Here is a 14,542-nt window from a genome sequence, read left to right as displayed (position 1 = left end):
CTGGATGTCCAGGTAGTTTCCGTAAACGACCACACCCACGGAGTTGTCTTCCAGGTTGAACGCTTGACCGAAAACTCCGTTTTGGAATTCCACCATCTCTCCGGACATCACGTTTTTGAGTCCGAATACCCGGGCGATTCCGTCTCCGATCTCGAGGACCGTGCCGACTTCTTCAACGCCCAGATCTTTCTTATAATTTAAAATTTCCTGCTTGAGAACGGACGTAATTTCGTCTGTCTTAATTTTCATAGATGGCTCCAACCGGTAATTTCTTTTCCAGCATGGACTTCTTGATTTCCCCCAGCTGGGAAGCGATTGACTTTTCGATTTTTAAGTCGTTGAATTGTACGACGAATCCGCCCAGAAGAGATTTATCTTCCGAAACTTCCAGAATGAATTCCGACTTGAATTTATCGGAAAGGATGGATCCGAGTTTGGCCGCTTGAGCGGGTTCTAAAGAAGGATAACTTCTTACTTTCGCGCGAACCCTTCCTTTCTTTTTATCCAGCTCAACGGTGAATTGTTTTTGAATTTCGGGAAGATGAATGATCCTTCCCCGATTCAAAAGTACTCCGAGAAAGTTTAGGGTAATGTCCGAAATTTTCCCGCGGAGATTTTTTCCCAGAACGTTCTCTTTTTCTTCTACGGTTACCGTAGGAGAAAGAAAAAAGTTTCTGACCTTTTCTTCTCGGAAAAGGAGCTGAACTAAATCGCCGAGTTCTTGTTCCACTTCTTCCGGAGCAGCGGTTGCTCCTAAAAGTGCGGAAGCGTATGTTTTGGAAACACCGGAATCGTTCATTGGTTTATGCGCTCAGTTTTCCCAGTTTATCTAGTTCGGTTTCGATAAAGGTTTTGTAGTCTTCGCTCTTCAGCTGTTTTTCCAGAACCTTACCGGCGACGGTGATCGTCATATCGACGAGTTGTGTCTGCAGCTGTTCCAGCGCCTTCGCTTTAGCGAGCTCGATCTCTTTTACTGCCTGATCTTTCTGAGCCTTCACTTCCGAATTCGTTTCTTCGAGAAGTTTGTTCTTCAATTTCAAAGCATCGGATTTGGCTTCGGCTACGATCGCGTTCGCTTCATCCTTCGCGGAGTTCAACCTAGCTTCGTAATCCTTTAGGAGAGCTTCCGCTTCCGAACGGAGTTCTGAGGCCTTTTTGATGTCGTTCTGAACGGTTTCGGCTCTTTCGTCGAGCGCCTTCAGAATCACATCCCAGGCAAACTTTTTCAGAACTAAGACTACGACCAGAAACGTAACCAGAGTCCAGACTACCAGACCCGGGTTCACATCTAGGAGGCTTAATCCCTTAGCAGCTAAGAGTACCAAGTTTTACTTTCCTTTTTCTTCGGTTGCCGCAGCGGCAGCTTTCGTCTGATGAGCGACTACTGCTTTTACGCCTTCGTTCAAAGTTCCCGCAGCTTGGAAAGCGATTACGAGAGCGAACAGTGCCGCACCTTCGATCAGGGCCGCGGCGATGATCATCGCGGTTTGAATTTTACCGCCTGCTTCCGGTTGTCTTGAAATTCCTTCCGTTGCGGATCCGCCGATTCTACCGATCCCGAGCGCTGCTCCGAGAATTGCGACTCCCGCAGCGATTCCTACTCCGATATATCCTAATCCAAATTCCATATTGCTAATTGCCTCCTGTGTTTGCTGCAATATTCTACAATCAATGCCTGTGCATGCTCAATCCTACGAATAAGGAAGTGAGCAAAACGAAAATATACGCCTGTAGGAAAGCCACGAAGATTTCCAAGACGTAGATGAGTCCCGAACCGATCACCGAAACGGGAACGATTCCCCAAGATTGAAATTGAAAGATAAAGCCCATCAATGCGAGAATGATGACGTGTCCGGCGGTCATGTTCGCCAAAAGACGCACCGTAAGTGCGAATGTTTTCGCCATCGGCGAAACGATAAATTCCAAAGGCCACATGATCAGATAAAGAGGCAGAGGAACCCCGTTGGGAACCGAGTGCCAGATAAACTTCGGTCCTTGGTAGATAAAGCCCGCGGTATAGATCAAAACCATGGTAAGGAGCGCAAGAGTCATCGTTACGGAAATGTCTCCGGTGACCGTGATTCCGCTCCAAACCTTGGCGACCCAGGGAACTTCATGGGAAGAATGCGCCGCGTGATGAACCAGAGTTTCCGGAACTGCGGTATAAATTCCAAGTTTTGCTCCCGCGAGAAGTGCGAAGTCTTTTCCGACAACGATCAATTCTCCTACCGAAGGCACGAGTCCCATCAAGTTACAAAATAGGATAAAGAAAAACAGCGAGAATATGTAATGATAGTAGCCGTGACCGTGTCCGTGCATGCTCTCGTCCACAATGTCTTTCCGAAGAAAGTTGACGAATACTTCCACCGTATTCGCAAAACGAGACTGAACACGAAGAGGATCTTTTGCGATGAGTTTTGCAGCAGGTATAAATATGAGAAAAAGAAGTAAGGCTACGATCCACATCATCGTGACCCGTTTTGTGACGTGCATATCGAAACCGCCCACGTAGTGAAACCGCTTTCCGGTTTCGTGATCGGTAAAAATCACGGATGTCGAAGGATCGTAACAAGGACGTTCTCCACACGAGATTTCCCGTTCGTGCGATGAAATGACGGTGGAAGTGGACGCAAAACCTGGCTCCCCTTCGTAGATTTTTACGCCGCCGATGTTAAACGGAAACTCCGCGTTATCCATCAAGTGATGAACGATGACCTCGTTTAAATCGAAGGCCTCGTGCGAACCTTCTTCCGATGCGAAAACTTGGAACGGAAGAATTACGACTAAGAGCGCAAAGAAGATGAACTTTTTTGTCATAGAAGAAGTCTGGTTTAGATACATTTTTTCGAGTCAATAAGCAGATCGTCGAACTACGAACCGCTTGCACAGAATTGGCGGATATTCCGGATTTCTTTTGTTTTTGTGCGATTCCGGAAGATTCAGCTCGCGAATACAACTATTAGAATATGGCTGAAATGGGCAATCAAAAAACCAATTATAAAATCAGAACTATCGTTCTGTGAAACTGCGCTCCAAAGTGCGATTCCATTTACGATAAACGAAAGGGTAATTATGGCCATTTGAAAATTCACTCCGTTTTGGGGAAATTTTCGAACCACTCCGATCTTGAGAAGATAAAACGGTACGACCAATAGAAGCCCGCTGATTCCGCCCGGAAAGAAATTTCTTTCCGGGTAATAGTTGGTTGCGATTCCGACCAACACGACGATCAGCACGGCCAATCCGGAAAGATATTTTTTTATGCTCACTGGGTGGAGTTCCTACGCCGCTTCCGTTTTGATTTTTGGCTTACGAAGCGCGTTCGTTTTTTTTACGACGATTTGCAGGAAACTTCGATTCCCGGGAATTCGAAAATTCAAATTTTGGAATTCTTGTCCGGATTTTGAAGAAGAGCGGGATTTTTGTGTGAGTTCCCACGAAAGTTTTACCGACAAAGCACGGACGCGTGTGAGTTCCCACGAAAGTTTTACCGTCAAAGCACGGACGTGTGCGAGTTCCCACGAAAGTTTCACCGTCAAAGCACAGACGTGTGTGAGTTCCCACGAAAGTTTTACCGACAAAGCACGGACGTGTGCGAGTTCCCACGAAAGTTTCACCGACAAAGCACGGACGTGTGTGAGTTCCCACGCCGAAGATTTAGGGAGAGGAATCGGTGAATTTCGTTCTCCGAAAGTCGGGTCCTCTGCGTAAGAGTTCCCACGGTTTCGCAAAAGTATCAAAGAAGACCGTTTCCCACCGCGTTTCGAATTCGTATGAGTTCCCGCATTCCGGATTCGAATTCTCTTCCCTCGAGCGCAACAAGGACGAAAAAAATCGAACCTCGCAGCCGCGCCGTTATCGTGTCGGAACCGAGCCTGGATGGGAGTTCCCTCGCGGAACTTCCGTCGCTGGAGGAATCAGAGCCGGATCCAAAGCAGGGCCTCCCCAAAGAAGAGTCCTAATAAAATCCGGATCACTTCGAAAACCATGAAAGTCCTGATCGGTTTCAAAATCGACCGTGGGCTTTCCCAAAAAGATCGCGATCTTCATATACTGAAGCATTTCTTTTTTATTTCCGTGCAACGCGTGTAAACAGGAAAGATTGAACGCAAGACGAGCATCGCTAATCGGATTCGGAACCATACGTTCGATCAAAGGTAAAAAACGGGTGTCTTTGGATTGTGTCGTGTAAGCGATCAAATCCGCCGCAAAATATTCACGAGCAGAATAGGAAACTCCCGTCTTGATGCCTTCCACGACCGCATCTCCAATTCCGAAATAGTTTGTGGATGAGTCGAACAACTCGGCAATCAGAGCCGCTTTTTCCCAGTTCTGTTTACCGACGTAAAAATTGAACTTTCGGGAACTCTCTACAAGAATCAATGTACGCAGATAATCCTGGATTTCATCGGACAAATTCCGGTTCGATTCCAATTGGGAATGAAAATTTCGCTCCGCTTCGATTCGTTTTGCAGAACCAGATTCACCGGAACGTTCTATTTGAGAAACGGATTGTCTCCATGCTTCTACAGCCCGTTCCCTCGTTTGTAGAAAGGAACAATGAAAGAAAAATAAAATTCCAAGCAGAAGCGTAGGAAACATTCGTAGCGTTTGGTTTTTCATGGAAGAATCGCATCCTTACTACAAGTTTCACTCCGATATTTTCCCTTTTTTTTATCGAAGAAATCGATTCCGTACGATCCTTGGCACTTTTGAACATTAGTTCATTCTTTTTGTCCCGGATCGGAGAAACTTCTGGGATACGTTTCTGTGTGAGAGTTCCCACGTCTTTCGGAATATTCGACAAGAGTTCTACAACCTTCGGCATACCGGCAACGATCGCCTGGGTCTGGATCACTTCCGTAGACACAGTCGTGTGAGTTCCCACGAAAGTTTTACCGCACGGACGTGTATGAGTTCCCACACGAAGATCGCTCACCGGCCGAAAACGAGGAAGTTCGAACCGATCAAAACGTATCTACCGAAGTCTCGCCAACCAAGTATGAGTTCCTACACAAAACTCCTCAAAGAAGTCGATCAGCGTTTTAGAGTCGTACGATAAATGATATAATAAATTCCGTAGGAAAACCCGAGAAGGCAAGAAACCAAAAGCCCGAACGGGGAGGAATGGAATTTTTCATCCACAAAGTTTCCCAAATATACCGACCCAACCACGATGACTGCGAACTCGATTCCTAAACCTGCATATTCCCACGGAGAAACTTCCTTCGGTTTCGGCTTCGTATCTTTCTGAAATCCGGAGGAATCTTCCGGTTCGATTCGTTTCTCCGACATAAATTTATCGTAAAACGGTTCCGATCCGATTCCAGCGAATTTCCATTCTCCAAATCCGATAACGGACCGTCCGTTCCAGCCAACCCAACCTCGATTCCTCACGAATAAAACCGATCTCCGTCGGATGACAGTTTTTCACAAGTTCTTCGCCCTGATATTTTTCGGCTAAGTCCGGACCTTTTTCAGCCAGTTCTTTTCCACTTTTGTATTCGCAAACGTTGTCCTTCCAGTTGATCGAAAAATAGATGACCAACGCTTTCCCGAGAATATCCTCTCGTTTGACGAAACCCCAAGCCCGGGAATCGTGGGAATCATCGCGGTTGTCCCCGACGACCATATATTGGTTTTCGGGAATTTCACACCCGATGGAAAAGTTACATTCGTAACCGTCCATACGTTTGCGATCCTCCTCGTAACCTTCCAAAACGGAATGTTCGAAGCCGGGTTTCTTTTCCCGGAACAGAGTCCGCGTCGGAGCATACACATTGTCCAAATCGGAGAGTAGATCCCCTTCCTCCGCTTCCACGGGGGAATAATTCTGAAATGAGGCCGATCCCTTTTCTTTGTACTCGATGACGGAGTAATTGACGGGACCTTTTTTGGTGGAAATATATTTCGAAGTGATTCGAATCGTGTCTCCCGGTAAACCAATGACTCGTTTTACGTATCGTTTGGCGAAAAATCCGTCTCTGCTGTCGCCCAAGCTCAACGCGCGAAGAGGCGGGGCAAAAGTGACGATATCACCGCGTTTCGGATCGTCGATACGGAACAATTCCGCTTCGGTAAACGGCATCCGGATCGAATAACGCATTTTATTAACGAAAAGAAAGTCCCCGATTTTTAAGGTCGGAATCATCGAGCCGGAAGGAATGTTATTCGCGTCCAAAACCGAAGACTTAAAGGCAAAGACCAGGACTACGATCAAAAGAAAGGATAAAGTAGAGCTGACGGGAGATTCCTCTCGAAAAGAAATATCCTTCGTTTTTACCTCGGGTTCGACATTCATAGGGAAAGCAAAAAGAATCTTCGATTCCCTGTCAATCCAGCCTTAAAATTTCTATCGCTTTTTCCAAATCCGTCGATACTACTAGGGTGAAAGAGCAAATAGACCGTAAACTAATCGAACTCAGAAGAACCCTCGTTTCCCTGACCGACCAGTACCCGATTTGCGGATTGAAAGGCGGAACCGAAACGGAGGATATGGATGCGGATGAAATCCGGATTCTTCATTTGGCCGCAAAGGACATCGTTCCGGTTACGGTCAAAATCGGAGGCCCGGAAGCGAGAACGGACATCCGAATGCTCGTCAAAGAGGAAATCGAAGGGATCTGCGCCCCTATGATCGAATCTTCTTACGCTCTGAAGAATTTTATCCAAACTCTAAAAAGTATGCTTACCCCGGTCCACTACGGAAAAATTTCCAAATCCATCAATTTGGAAACGATCACCGGTTATAAAAATCTGATCGAAATCGCCGATTCACGGCCTTTTGAGGATTTGGACCAAGTTACAGCGGCAAGATCGGATCTTTCTTCTTCTATGGGAATGATTCCGGACGACGACGAGGTGATGCGGGTGACGAAAAATATCATTCATCTTTCCCGAGAAAGGGGAAAACGCACCTCGGTCGGAGGAACGATCACAAAATCGAATTTTAGGAAAATCGCGGAATCGATCACTCCCGATCTGATCAATTCGAGGCACGTAGTCGTTCACGTTGCCGATTCTATGAAAAAAAATCCGGAAGAAGTGGCGGAGGCGATGCTCTTTTTCGAGATCGAACTCTACGATCTATTCTCCGTTTTAAAACCCGAAAAGGCCTTCTCTTATAAGAATAGGATCGAAACCAATCGGGAGAGAATCGGAGCGAGAAAGGTCCTCTATTCGATCCGTTGATCGATACGAATGGCGAAAGACACTAGGGATTTAATCCTTAAAACTTCCCTCAAACTTTTTTCGGAACAGGGATATCACGGGACCACGATGCGTCAGATCGCGTCTAAGGCGGGTTTATCGCTCGGTTTAGCCTATCGGTATTTCGATTCTAAGGAATCCATTTTAGAGGGAATCATAGAATCACATGATAAAATTCTAAAGCGTTATATTCCCGACGAAGTAGTGGCCAATCCGGGAAGTCGCGAAGACCTCATTACCTTGGTTTCCGAAAGTATTATTTCTCTGGTAAAGGAGAACGAGGATTACCTTCGCCTTTATTGGAATCTGATGCTCCAACCTAAAATCCATAGGCTCAAACGAAGAAACATCCATTTGGTGAATATGATCTTTTTTGAAACTTCTAAAAAGACGATCCGGGTGATCAAACCGAACTACGGTGAATTCGAAATCAAAAACCTCGCCTCGACTACGATCGGTTATATGATCAACTACCTGACGAACAAAAAGGAATTCACCCTGGACGACTTCAAAAACTTCCTCGTTTATACTCTGAAAAATACATAACGAGCGACCCGTAGGGAGCGAGTTAGTCAAAAGGCAGCGGAGCGTCGCCGTTGACTCTTGGCGAAGACAAGAAGAGCGACCCGTAGGGAGCGAGTTAGTCAAAAGGCAGCGGAGCGTCGCCGTTGACTCTTGGCGAAGACAAGAAGAGCGACCCGTAGGGAGCGAGTTAGTCAAAAGGCAGCGGAGCGTCGCCGTTGACTCTTGGCGAAGACAAGAAGAGCGACCCGTAGGGAGCGAGTTAGTCAAAAGGCAGCGGAGCGTCGCCGTTGACTCTTGGCGAAGACAAGAAGAGCGACCCGTAGGGAGCGAGTTAGTCAAAAGGCAGCGGAGCGTCGCCGTTGACTCTTGGCGAAGACAAGAAGAGCGACCCGAAACAAGGCTGATCCGTCCGACAAAGCACAGCGGTGTGTGAGTTCCCACGAAAGTTTTACCGACAAAACACAGCGGCGTGTGAGTTCCCACGAAAGTTTCAACGACAAAACACAGCGGACGTGTGAGTTCCCACGAAAGTTTCACCGACAAAGCACAGCAGCGTGTGAGTTCCCACGAAAGTTTCAACGACAAAGCACGGCGGCGTGTGAGTTCCCACGAAAGTTTCACCGACAAAGCACGGCGGTGTGTGAGCGGCGCGCAGATCTCGTTCCATGATAGGAATTCCTACGAACCGTCGATCAAAAACGATTGACTCCGACAAAATTCATCGGGAGCCGCCTAAGATTCATCGGTAAACTTCTTGCCAGAGAATCTTTCCCGCGTAGTTTCAACGATCGGAGCATCGATTGAAAAGAATTCTATATACGGAAATTTTTCCGGAAAACGATCGGGAGAAATCTGTAGCCGCCGCCTGTCAAAACTTCGTCAAAATCGAAGAAAAACCTCCCGGTGTTCCCGAACTGGAATGGCTCTGTTCCAAAGGACTGGTCTGGATCGACCTCGATTCCACCGACGGAGAAGACTTGGACTTTCTTGCCCGAGAATGTAATTTCCATCCCTTAGCCATCGAAGATTGTATCAACAAAAACCAAAGACCGAAACTCGACGAATACGGATCCTATATCTTTATCGTCTTACATCGATTCAACTACGACGTCGAAAAAAAGATCCTAAGAAGTAACGAAATCCACCTATTCTATAACGAAAAATTCATCGTAACAGTTCATCAAAAAGAGGAACCCTTGATCGAGCAACTAAGGGCACGTTGTATGACACAGGGAAATCCGCTTTCTCGCGGAACGGATCAAATACTTTATCTTCTGTTCGATCACACGGTCGATTCCAACTTCCCGATCCTGGATAAGATGAGCGAGGAGATCGTAAAAACGGAAACTCAAATCCTCGTCAACCAAGACAGTCAACAAACGATCGCAGGGATCCTATATCTAAAACGAAACCTTACGAGAATGAGAAGGACGTTGTCTCCACAAAGAGAAATCGTAAACATACTCATACGAAGGGACGGAAATTATCTAAGCCCCAAGATCCAATTGTATTTCAGGGACGTATACGATCACCTCAATCGATTGTACGAAACGATCGACATGGACCGTGATCTATTGGGGAACACGATGGACGCGTATTTTTCCGTGATCTCTCAGAGGACCAACGACGTGGTCAAACGTCTGACCTTGATCAGTTTGATTTTCATGCCGCTTACGTTCCTAACCGGATTTTTCGGAATGAACTTTACCGCCATACCGTATGATAGTCTACCCTTCCTTTTGACCACGATCACGATAGCGTCCCTGATTCCTCCGGGAATGATCTACTGGTTCCGAAAAAAACATTGGTTCAAGGATTAAGTCAGATCGCCCCTTCCCTAAAACGACCCTTCAAGTTGGAAACGTATTCCCTACCGACGGGCAAAACCGTCTCGTCGTCGTCGTTCAAAAAGACCTCGTATCCGCCGCCGGCATTCGACTTCATCCCCGAAATATATTCCAAATTTAGAATATACTTTTTATGAATCCGCACGAAACGGTCCGCGGGTAGTTCGGCTTCCATATCTCCGAGAAGTTTAGGAGTTTCGTGATCCTTTTCGGTACTATGAAGAATACACTTTTTACCGTTAGCGGTCAGATATAAGAGTTTAGAAAGAGAAATCCTATGAAGAATACCCGACTCACGAAAAAATAAGAACGCTTCTCCGTTTTTTCCCTTTTTACGAACTGAGAGAAATTCCTCGACCCTCGTCATCGCTTCTCGAAAACGCTCCCTGGAATACGGTTTCAAAAGATAATCCAAAGCCCCGGCCTCAAAGGCGCGTAACGCATGATCTCGATATGCGGTGGTGAAAACCAAGGCGGGAGCGGGTTTTCCCTTTTCTTCCAAAACCTGGATCCCCGTTTTTTCGGGAAGATTTACGTCCAGAAAAACGAGATCGAAACTTTTCCGATCCAGGATTTCCAGGGCCTGCCTTCCGTTTCCCGCGACCGCCTCGATCTTGAAGCTGGGCCAATCGCCCAGATATTTACGCAAAAGCTCGCGCGCGGGGACTTCGTCTTCTATGATTAAAACTGAATATGTTAAATCCATCATATAGAATATTCCAAAAGGACCGTGGTCCCTCCCGATTCACCTTCCTCCAACTTCAACATAGCGTCCCCGAAATTATAATCCAATCTCGCCTGGATATTTCTGAGAGTGCTCCGAATCGCCTGCAAGCCGAAACCTGCGCCGTTGATTCCAGAATATTCCCTTCTCATCGTAGAGATGGTTCCGTTGTCCTCCACGCAGATCCTAATTTTTCGATTTACGATTTCCGCGCTAACCTTGATCTTCCTAAGAACGTTTTCCGAACCCACCGAATGTTTAAAACTATTTTCCACCAACGGTTGAATGGAGAGGGGAGGAATCGAAATCCCGGAAAAATCCCCCCTACTCTCCATCTTCAACTCCATGAAGTCGGCGAAGCGGATCTTCTGAAGTTCGAGATAATTCTTCGTAAACTCCCATTCTTCGCGGAACGAAACGAGACGTTCGGAGTGACGTTCCGTTAAAAAGCGGTAGGAATCGGACAAAAGTAGTAAAGCCCTGTCTGCGCCCGAAGGATCCGTCTCCAAAAGCGCGTGAATCGTATTCAAAGTATTGAATAGATAATGAGGATCCATCCGCGATTGTAAAGCGGCGTAATGAAGGTCCTTAAGCGCGATCTCCGATTCTTTTTTCTTTTCGATCAGAATCTGCATCGACTTCTCCAACACCGAGATAAAAAGGGCGAGGATCAAGGAACTCAGCAGAATATTATAAGAACCCCCGTGCTGTCGTTCGGGAGAATCCCCCGTAAGCGCGATCGCGTGCAGAATCCCGCCGGCGGCGACTCCGACGATCGCGGCAAAAATCGAAGCCAAAAAAAGGATAAAACCCGACTTTATAAAACCGTGTTTTTGTCCCGTGGAGTTGAGAGATTCGACGGTCATCTCCACGATTCCACAAACGGAATGAGTCGTGATCTGCGTGGCGAGAAATACTTTCCAAAAAGGGGAATTCGAATTATGGGCGATCAACAACGCATTCATCGTTCCGATCACTGTATTGATGGAGAACCAGAAGAATAGTTTAAACCAACGGATGCGGCGACCGGAATTCATGATCTATTTTACCTACTTATAATGTCTATTGAACTCGTATTTTAAAATCCGTCATTCAGGATTTGTCGCTTTAATTCCCCAAAAACGGACGTTTGTTTCCTAAGAGGCTCCTTTTTACGGAAAAGGATTGCCTTGGATCTTTTTTTTTAAGAGGAAAGAAGCGAGAGGAATTTGCAGAAAAAATTGACGGAAATAACTTTTTCCCCGCTAATAACTGTTCAGGGGAAACATGAAAACTAGTAATACATTATTCATTTCGTTATTGTCCTTATTTCTGGCCCAAACCATGAACGCTGAATCCATCGTTACTACTAAGAAAGACGAGCCCGACGCATACTACGGTCTGGACATACGAGGGGTGATTTCCCCGTCTTACGGTGAAAAGTTGAACAACGATTCGACGGGGACGGCCAATACCGGCGCCAACCCCTATCTCAATCCCAACGATCGGGTGGGGTTTTCCACTCCCTGGACCCTATTGATGATCTCTAAAACGTTTCAAGAAACCGGGATTCAAACCGAACTTTGGGGTGAATTGGTCAGAAACGTTCAGCTAACAGCGGATACACGAGTGGACGGAGGAACGAAACAGAATCCCTACGTCGTCAGCATTCGCCGCGCTAGTATTAAAAAAACGTGGGAAACCTCGTACGGAAATTATACCCTCAACTTCGGAATGCAGGAACTTCCGCATACGTATACTCAATGGAGTAACTACTGGAAATGGAGATACATAGACCGAGGCCCGCTCGAAGCGCTCGGATTTTCCCCGCAACCCGCGGATATAGGTCTCAGCGCCACCGGAAAATGGTCGATCCTAAGCGCGCAACTTATGGCAAGCAACGGCGAAGGATATAAGGAATCGCAAAACACCAATTCGGCGGGAATGGACGTCTCTTCGAGATTATCCGTCGAACCGGAGTTAGGCGAAAAAGCGAAAGGCGGATTCCACCTTTTTTATAGAAGTGAAAACGCTTTCGGAGCCAAAAAAAACGAATGTTTCGAAGGCAAGGTAAACTGTTTACCGAACGATCTAAATCCGAACACGAGCCTCTACAAAAGCAATCGTTCCCTACAATCCGACACGGCCGGCTCCGAGGTCAACTTCATCTGGAACGGAACCGTCAAATGGAATTTCGGGTTGGGCGCCTTCTTTAAAAGACAGTACGGATCCGAATTGCGCGACCGTTTCCAACCGGTCTCGGCTCCACTCGCTTATGGAAAGGACCGTTTCGGAAGAGGGGCCTACGCGTGGTTTTCGGCGGGAATCGGAGATTTCAGCCTTCTCGGTAGAATCGAACGCGGCACCGGAAGCAACGGGATCGTAGGAACCACCGAAACTCAACAAAACGAGTTCATCCCGGGAATGGGTGTGCCGATTTCGAACGAAACGATTCCCGCTCCGATCCGGAGCACATTTCCAGAAACGGCTAACGGCGGTTATTCGAGTAAAAGTTCGTTCCGGAGAATCAGCGTCTTTATGGAATGGATAGTGATACCACAATTCAAAATGGCACTGGGATACGTGGAAAACAAAAACTACGATTCGAACGGCATCGCACAGAACGTTTATATAGACCTAAACGGAAACGAAAGAACGGAAAAGGAATACATGAATCAGTTTAACGTCGGAGGACCGGGAATCGTTTCCTTTTCTTCGCTGGATAGACAGATCATTCTGAAGACTACAATAGAGTTTTAAATTAGGAGATTATTATGAACCAAAGGATGAAGATAGTATCGATACTCGTTTCCCTCGTGATGACGGGAAGTTCGATCGTACTCCTGAGTCAGGAATCGAAGACCGGGGATGCAAAGGTAGGATTCTTATTAGGAAAAGCTCATGTTCAAAAAGCGGGAAAAACCGCCTGGGAAAACTTAAAGGCGAACGACTTCGTGGACGAAGGAGACACGATCTCGACCGGAAACGGCTCCAGATTGACCGTTTTGTATAAGGGTTCCGAATTCAAAATTCAGCAAAACAGTAAAGTCAAACTCGCGAGCCTACACGGAGAAACCAAGGACGGAAAGGTGGAGGTGAATCAGGGTTTCGCTTGGTTTAAGATAGTCGGATTAAAGGGAAGACAATTCAACGTTGCGACCGCGACTTCTACCGCAGGCGTAAGAGGAACTTCCTTCTCCGTCCTATTCGATCCTAAAACCAAAGACGCATCTTTTTGCACTTGCGAAGGAAAGGTCGCGGTATCCGATTCCGAAGGCAAAGAAGTGCTTCAGGAAAAAGGAAAAGGAACCATGATTTCTGGAAAGGATCCGGAAATGAAAAAAGTGGAATACGAGGGAGTCATCAAAAAGTTGAAATCCCTTTCCGGATTCGAGGCGAGATTAAAAAAGAACGTCTCCTTGAAAAACTGTCTTTCTTGCCACACACCCGAGGGTTGGACTCCGCCTAACGACGTTCTCAAAGACGAGACATACGGTAAGCAATAATTTCTTAACTTAGGCACACGTCTCGAACGAAACCCGGTTTTTTAGCCGGGCTTTTTTCGTAGGCCATTCACATGCCCTTCGTTCTCGACCGTAGAAGAGTTTTGTAACGATCCTTGAATATCTGGTTTTAGAATCGCTTGACACGGATCCGTCGTATGGTTATCAAAAGTTCTCTCACTAAATAGGAGTCAATTATGCAGCCGGAAATTCACGCCAACTACCTGGCCATACTCTCGGGTGTGGTGGCAAACTTCGTCATCGGTTTCTTATGGTACGGTCCGCTTTTTGGAAAAGCCTGGGCTAATGAAATGGGTTATAAAGAGGATTTCCAACCGGAACGGAAAGAAATGTTCATCTCGATGGGATTGATGGTGATCGGTTCCTTTTTGACTGCCTACGTTCTTTCCTATACCACCAATATATGGAGGGCGTCCGTGTGGCACGTAGGCGAAGATCGTCCGGCTTGGATATACGGATTTTTTTCCGGATTTTACACTTGGATCGGCTTTTACGTTCCGCTTCTCTTAAACAACGTGGCCTTCGAGAAAAAGACTTGGAAACTGTTCGGAATCAACGCGGCTTACAATTTCGTTTCTCTCCAAGTGGTATCGATGATCGTTTCCTATTGGAGATAAAAACGTTACACTATACCCAGAACGAACCCCGCTGAATTCCTCCGAAACAATCGGTGGTAGGCGGCGGTTCATACTTTCTAATCGAATTCATATTTCATAATATATTAAACTATTAAT

18 protein-coding genes (1 of these 18 running past the window's edge) are annotated in these 14,542 nt (G+C 46.5%); 6 read left to right on the top strand and 12 right to left on the bottom strand.

Translation table 11 applies throughout. From position 1 onward, the window contains the following. The 10 genes from atpA to lepB all read right to left on the bottom strand — a co-directional run. Positions 1-249, bottom strand: the 5' end (the start) of a protein-coding gene (gene atpA / locus EHQ17_RS17030; protein ID WP_135590350.1) for a F0F1 ATP synthase subunit alpha. Its footprint begins 1,263 nt before the window's first position; 249 of the gene's 1,512 nt are visible here — the first part of the coding sequence; its start codon is at positions 247-249; its stop codon lies off the left edge, out of view. After that, the gene (gene atpH, locus EHQ17_RS17025; RefSeq protein ID WP_135590349.1) at positions 239-799 is read right to left on the bottom strand and encodes an ATP synthase F1 subunit delta; all 561 of its coding nucleotides are present in this window, start codon (positions 797-799) and stop codon (positions 239-241) included. The genes atpA and atpH overlap by 11 nt, the downstream gene beginning before the upstream one ends. Positions 800-803: 4 nt before the next feature. After that, positions 804-1,325, bottom strand: coding sequence for a F0F1 ATP synthase subunit B (locus EHQ17_RS17020; protein WP_135590348.1), 522 nt, complete (start codon positions 1,323-1,325; stop codon positions 804-806). A 3-nt stretch (positions 1,326-1,328) separates the two neighbouring features. Further along, positions 1,329-1,628: an ATP synthase F0 subunit C gene (locus EHQ17_RS17015; protein ID WP_135590347.1), complete on the bottom strand. Its 300-nt coding sequence runs from the start codon at positions 1,626-1,628 to the stop codon at positions 1,329-1,331. Positions 1,629-1,668: 40 nt separating this feature from the next. After that, the gene (atpB, locus tag EHQ17_RS17010; protein ID WP_135590346.1) at positions 1,669-2,841 is read right to left on the bottom strand and encodes a F0F1 ATP synthase subunit A; all 1,173 of its coding nucleotides are present in this window, start codon (positions 2,839-2,841) and stop codon (positions 1,669-1,671) included. A 98-nt stretch (positions 2,842-2,939) separates the two neighbouring features. Continuing rightward, the gene (locus tag EHQ17_RS17005) at positions 2,940-3,269 is read right to left on the bottom strand and encodes a hypothetical protein (RefSeq protein ID WP_135590345.1); all 330 of its coding nucleotides are present in this window, start codon (positions 3,267-3,269) and stop codon (positions 2,940-2,942) included. A 12-nt stretch (positions 3,270-3,281) separates the two neighbouring features. After that, positions 3,282-3,617 (bottom strand): hypothetical protein, encoded by a 336-nt coding sequence (locus EHQ17_RS17000; protein WP_135736215.1) that lies wholly within the window; start codon positions 3,615-3,617, stop codon positions 3,282-3,284. Between the two features lie 238 nt (positions 3,618-3,855). Continuing rightward, positions 3,856-4,623 (bottom strand): TPR end-of-group domain-containing protein, encoded by a 768-nt coding sequence (locus EHQ17_RS16995; RefSeq protein ID WP_135590344.1) that lies wholly within the window; start codon positions 4,621-4,623, stop codon positions 3,856-3,858. A 414-nt stretch (positions 4,624-5,037) separates the two neighbouring features. Beyond that, a complete protein-coding gene (locus EHQ17_RS16990; RefSeq protein ID WP_135590343.1) occupies positions 5,038-5,295 on the bottom strand; it encodes an AtpZ/AtpI family protein in 258 nt (85 codons plus the stop codon). Positions 5,296-5,299: 4 nt separating this feature from the next. Further along, positions 5,300-6,301 (bottom strand): signal peptidase I, encoded by a 1,002-nt coding sequence (lepB, locus tag EHQ17_RS16985; protein ID WP_135590342.1) that lies wholly within the window; start codon positions 6,299-6,301, stop codon positions 5,300-5,302. Between the two features lie 86 nt (positions 6,302-6,387). Between lepB and EHQ17_RS16980 the strand changes: the two genes are divergently transcribed. The 3 genes from EHQ17_RS16980 (at position 6,388) to corA (ending at position 9,554) form a co-directional block, all read left to right on the top strand. Then, positions 6,388-7,191 carry an HpcH/HpaI aldolase family protein gene (locus EHQ17_RS16980; RefSeq protein WP_135590341.1) on the top strand — a complete coding sequence of 268 codons (804 nt, stop codon included), beginning with the start codon at positions 6,388-6,390 and terminating at the stop codon, positions 7,189-7,191. A gap of 9 nt (positions 7,192-7,200) precedes the next feature. Beyond that, the gene (locus EHQ17_RS16975; RefSeq protein WP_135590340.1) at positions 7,201-7,755 is read left to right on the top strand and encodes a TetR/AcrR family transcriptional regulator; all 555 of its coding nucleotides are present in this window, start codon (positions 7,201-7,203) and stop codon (positions 7,753-7,755) included. Positions 7,756-8,534: 779 nt separating this feature from the next. Then, positions 8,535-9,554: a magnesium/cobalt transporter CorA gene (gene corA, locus EHQ17_RS16970; RefSeq protein ID WP_135590339.1), complete on the top strand. Its 1,020-nt coding sequence runs from the start codon at positions 8,535-8,537 to the stop codon at positions 9,552-9,554. Position 9,555: 1 nt separating this feature from the next. Here corA and EHQ17_RS16965 read toward each other — a convergent pair whose 3' ends face one another. Then, positions 9,556-10,290 (bottom strand): LytR/AlgR family response regulator transcription factor, encoded by a 735-nt coding sequence (locus EHQ17_RS16965; protein WP_135590338.1) that lies wholly within the window; start codon positions 10,288-10,290, stop codon positions 9,556-9,558. After that, a complete protein-coding gene (locus EHQ17_RS16960; RefSeq protein WP_135590337.1) occupies positions 10,287-11,342 on the bottom strand; it encodes a sensor histidine kinase in 1,056 nt (351 codons plus the stop codon). Before EHQ17_RS16960 ends, EHQ17_RS16965 begins: the two co-directional genes overlap by 4 nt. A 229-nt stretch (positions 11,343-11,571) precedes the next feature. Here EHQ17_RS16960 and EHQ17_RS16955 point away from each other — a divergent pair, with 229 nt between their 5' ends. The 3 genes from EHQ17_RS16955 (at position 11,572) to EHQ17_RS16945 (ending at position 14,425) form a co-directional block, all read left to right on the top strand. Beyond that, a complete protein-coding gene (locus tag EHQ17_RS16955) occupies positions 11,572-13,044 on the top strand; it encodes a hypothetical protein (protein ID WP_135590336.1) in 1,473 nt (490 codons plus the stop codon). Between the two features lie 14 nt (positions 13,045-13,058). Further along, positions 13,059-13,790, top strand: a complete 732-nt coding sequence (locus EHQ17_RS16950) for a FecR family protein (RefSeq protein ID WP_135590335.1) — start codon at positions 13,059-13,061, stop codon at positions 13,788-13,790. A gap of 194 nt (positions 13,791-13,984) precedes the next feature. Next, positions 13,985-14,425, top strand: a complete 441-nt coding sequence (locus EHQ17_RS16945; protein ID WP_135590334.1) for a DUF1761 domain-containing protein — start codon at positions 13,985-13,987, stop codon at positions 14,423-14,425. Positions 14,426-14,542 lie beyond the last annotated feature (117 nt).

Source organism: Leptospira gomenensis, from assembly GCF_004770155.1.
In the GTDB taxonomy this organism is placed as follows: domain Bacteria; phylum Spirochaetota; class Leptospiria; order Leptospirales; family Leptospiraceae; genus Leptospira; species Leptospira gomenensis.
Note: the sequence above shows the minus strand (reverse complement) of the source record. Positions and strands in the feature narration are given on the sequence as shown.

Coding starts and splice junctions, on each gene's coding strand:
- atpH (WP_135590349.1), bottom strand. CDS start 799: ATGAACGATTCCGGTGTTTCCAAAACATACGCTTCCGCACTTTTAGGA.
- EHQ17_RS17015 (WP_135590347.1), bottom strand. CDS start 1,628: ATGGAATTTGGATTAGGATATATCGGAGTAGGAATCGCTGCGGGAGTC.
- atpB (WP_135590346.1), bottom strand. CDS start 2,841: ATGTATCTAAACCAGACTTCTTCTATGACAAAAAAGTTCATCTTCTTT.
- EHQ17_RS16995 (WP_135590344.1), bottom strand. CDS start 4,623: ATGAAAAACCAAACGCTACGAATGTTTCCTACGCTTCTGCTTGGAATT.
- EHQ17_RS16990 (WP_135590343.1), bottom strand. CDS start 5,295: ATGTCGGAGAAACGAATCGAACCGGAAGATTCCTCCGGATTTCAGAAA.
- lepB (WP_135590342.1), bottom strand. CDS start 6,301: ATGAATGTCGAACCCGAGGTAAAAACGAAGGATATTTCTTTTCGAGAG.
- EHQ17_RS16975 (WP_135590340.1), top strand. CDS start 7,201: ATGGCGAAAGACACTAGGGATTTAATCCTTAAAACTTCCCTCAAACTT.
- EHQ17_RS16965 (WP_135590338.1), bottom strand. CDS start 10,290: ATGATGGATTTAACATATTCAGTTTTAATCATAGAAGACGAAGTCCCC.
- EHQ17_RS16960 (WP_135590337.1), bottom strand. CDS start 11,342: ATGAATTCCGGTCGCCGCATCCGTTGGTTTAAACTATTCTTCTGGTTC.
- EHQ17_RS16955 (WP_135590336.1), top strand. CDS start 11,572: ATGAAAACTAGTAATACATTATTCATTTCGTTATTGTCCTTATTTCTG.
- EHQ17_RS16950 (WP_135590335.1), top strand. CDS start 13,059: ATGAACCAAAGGATGAAGATAGTATCGATACTCGTTTCCCTCGTGATG.
- EHQ17_RS16945 (WP_135590334.1), top strand. CDS start 13,985: ATGCAGCCGGAAATTCACGCCAACTACCTGGCCATACTCTCGGGTGTG.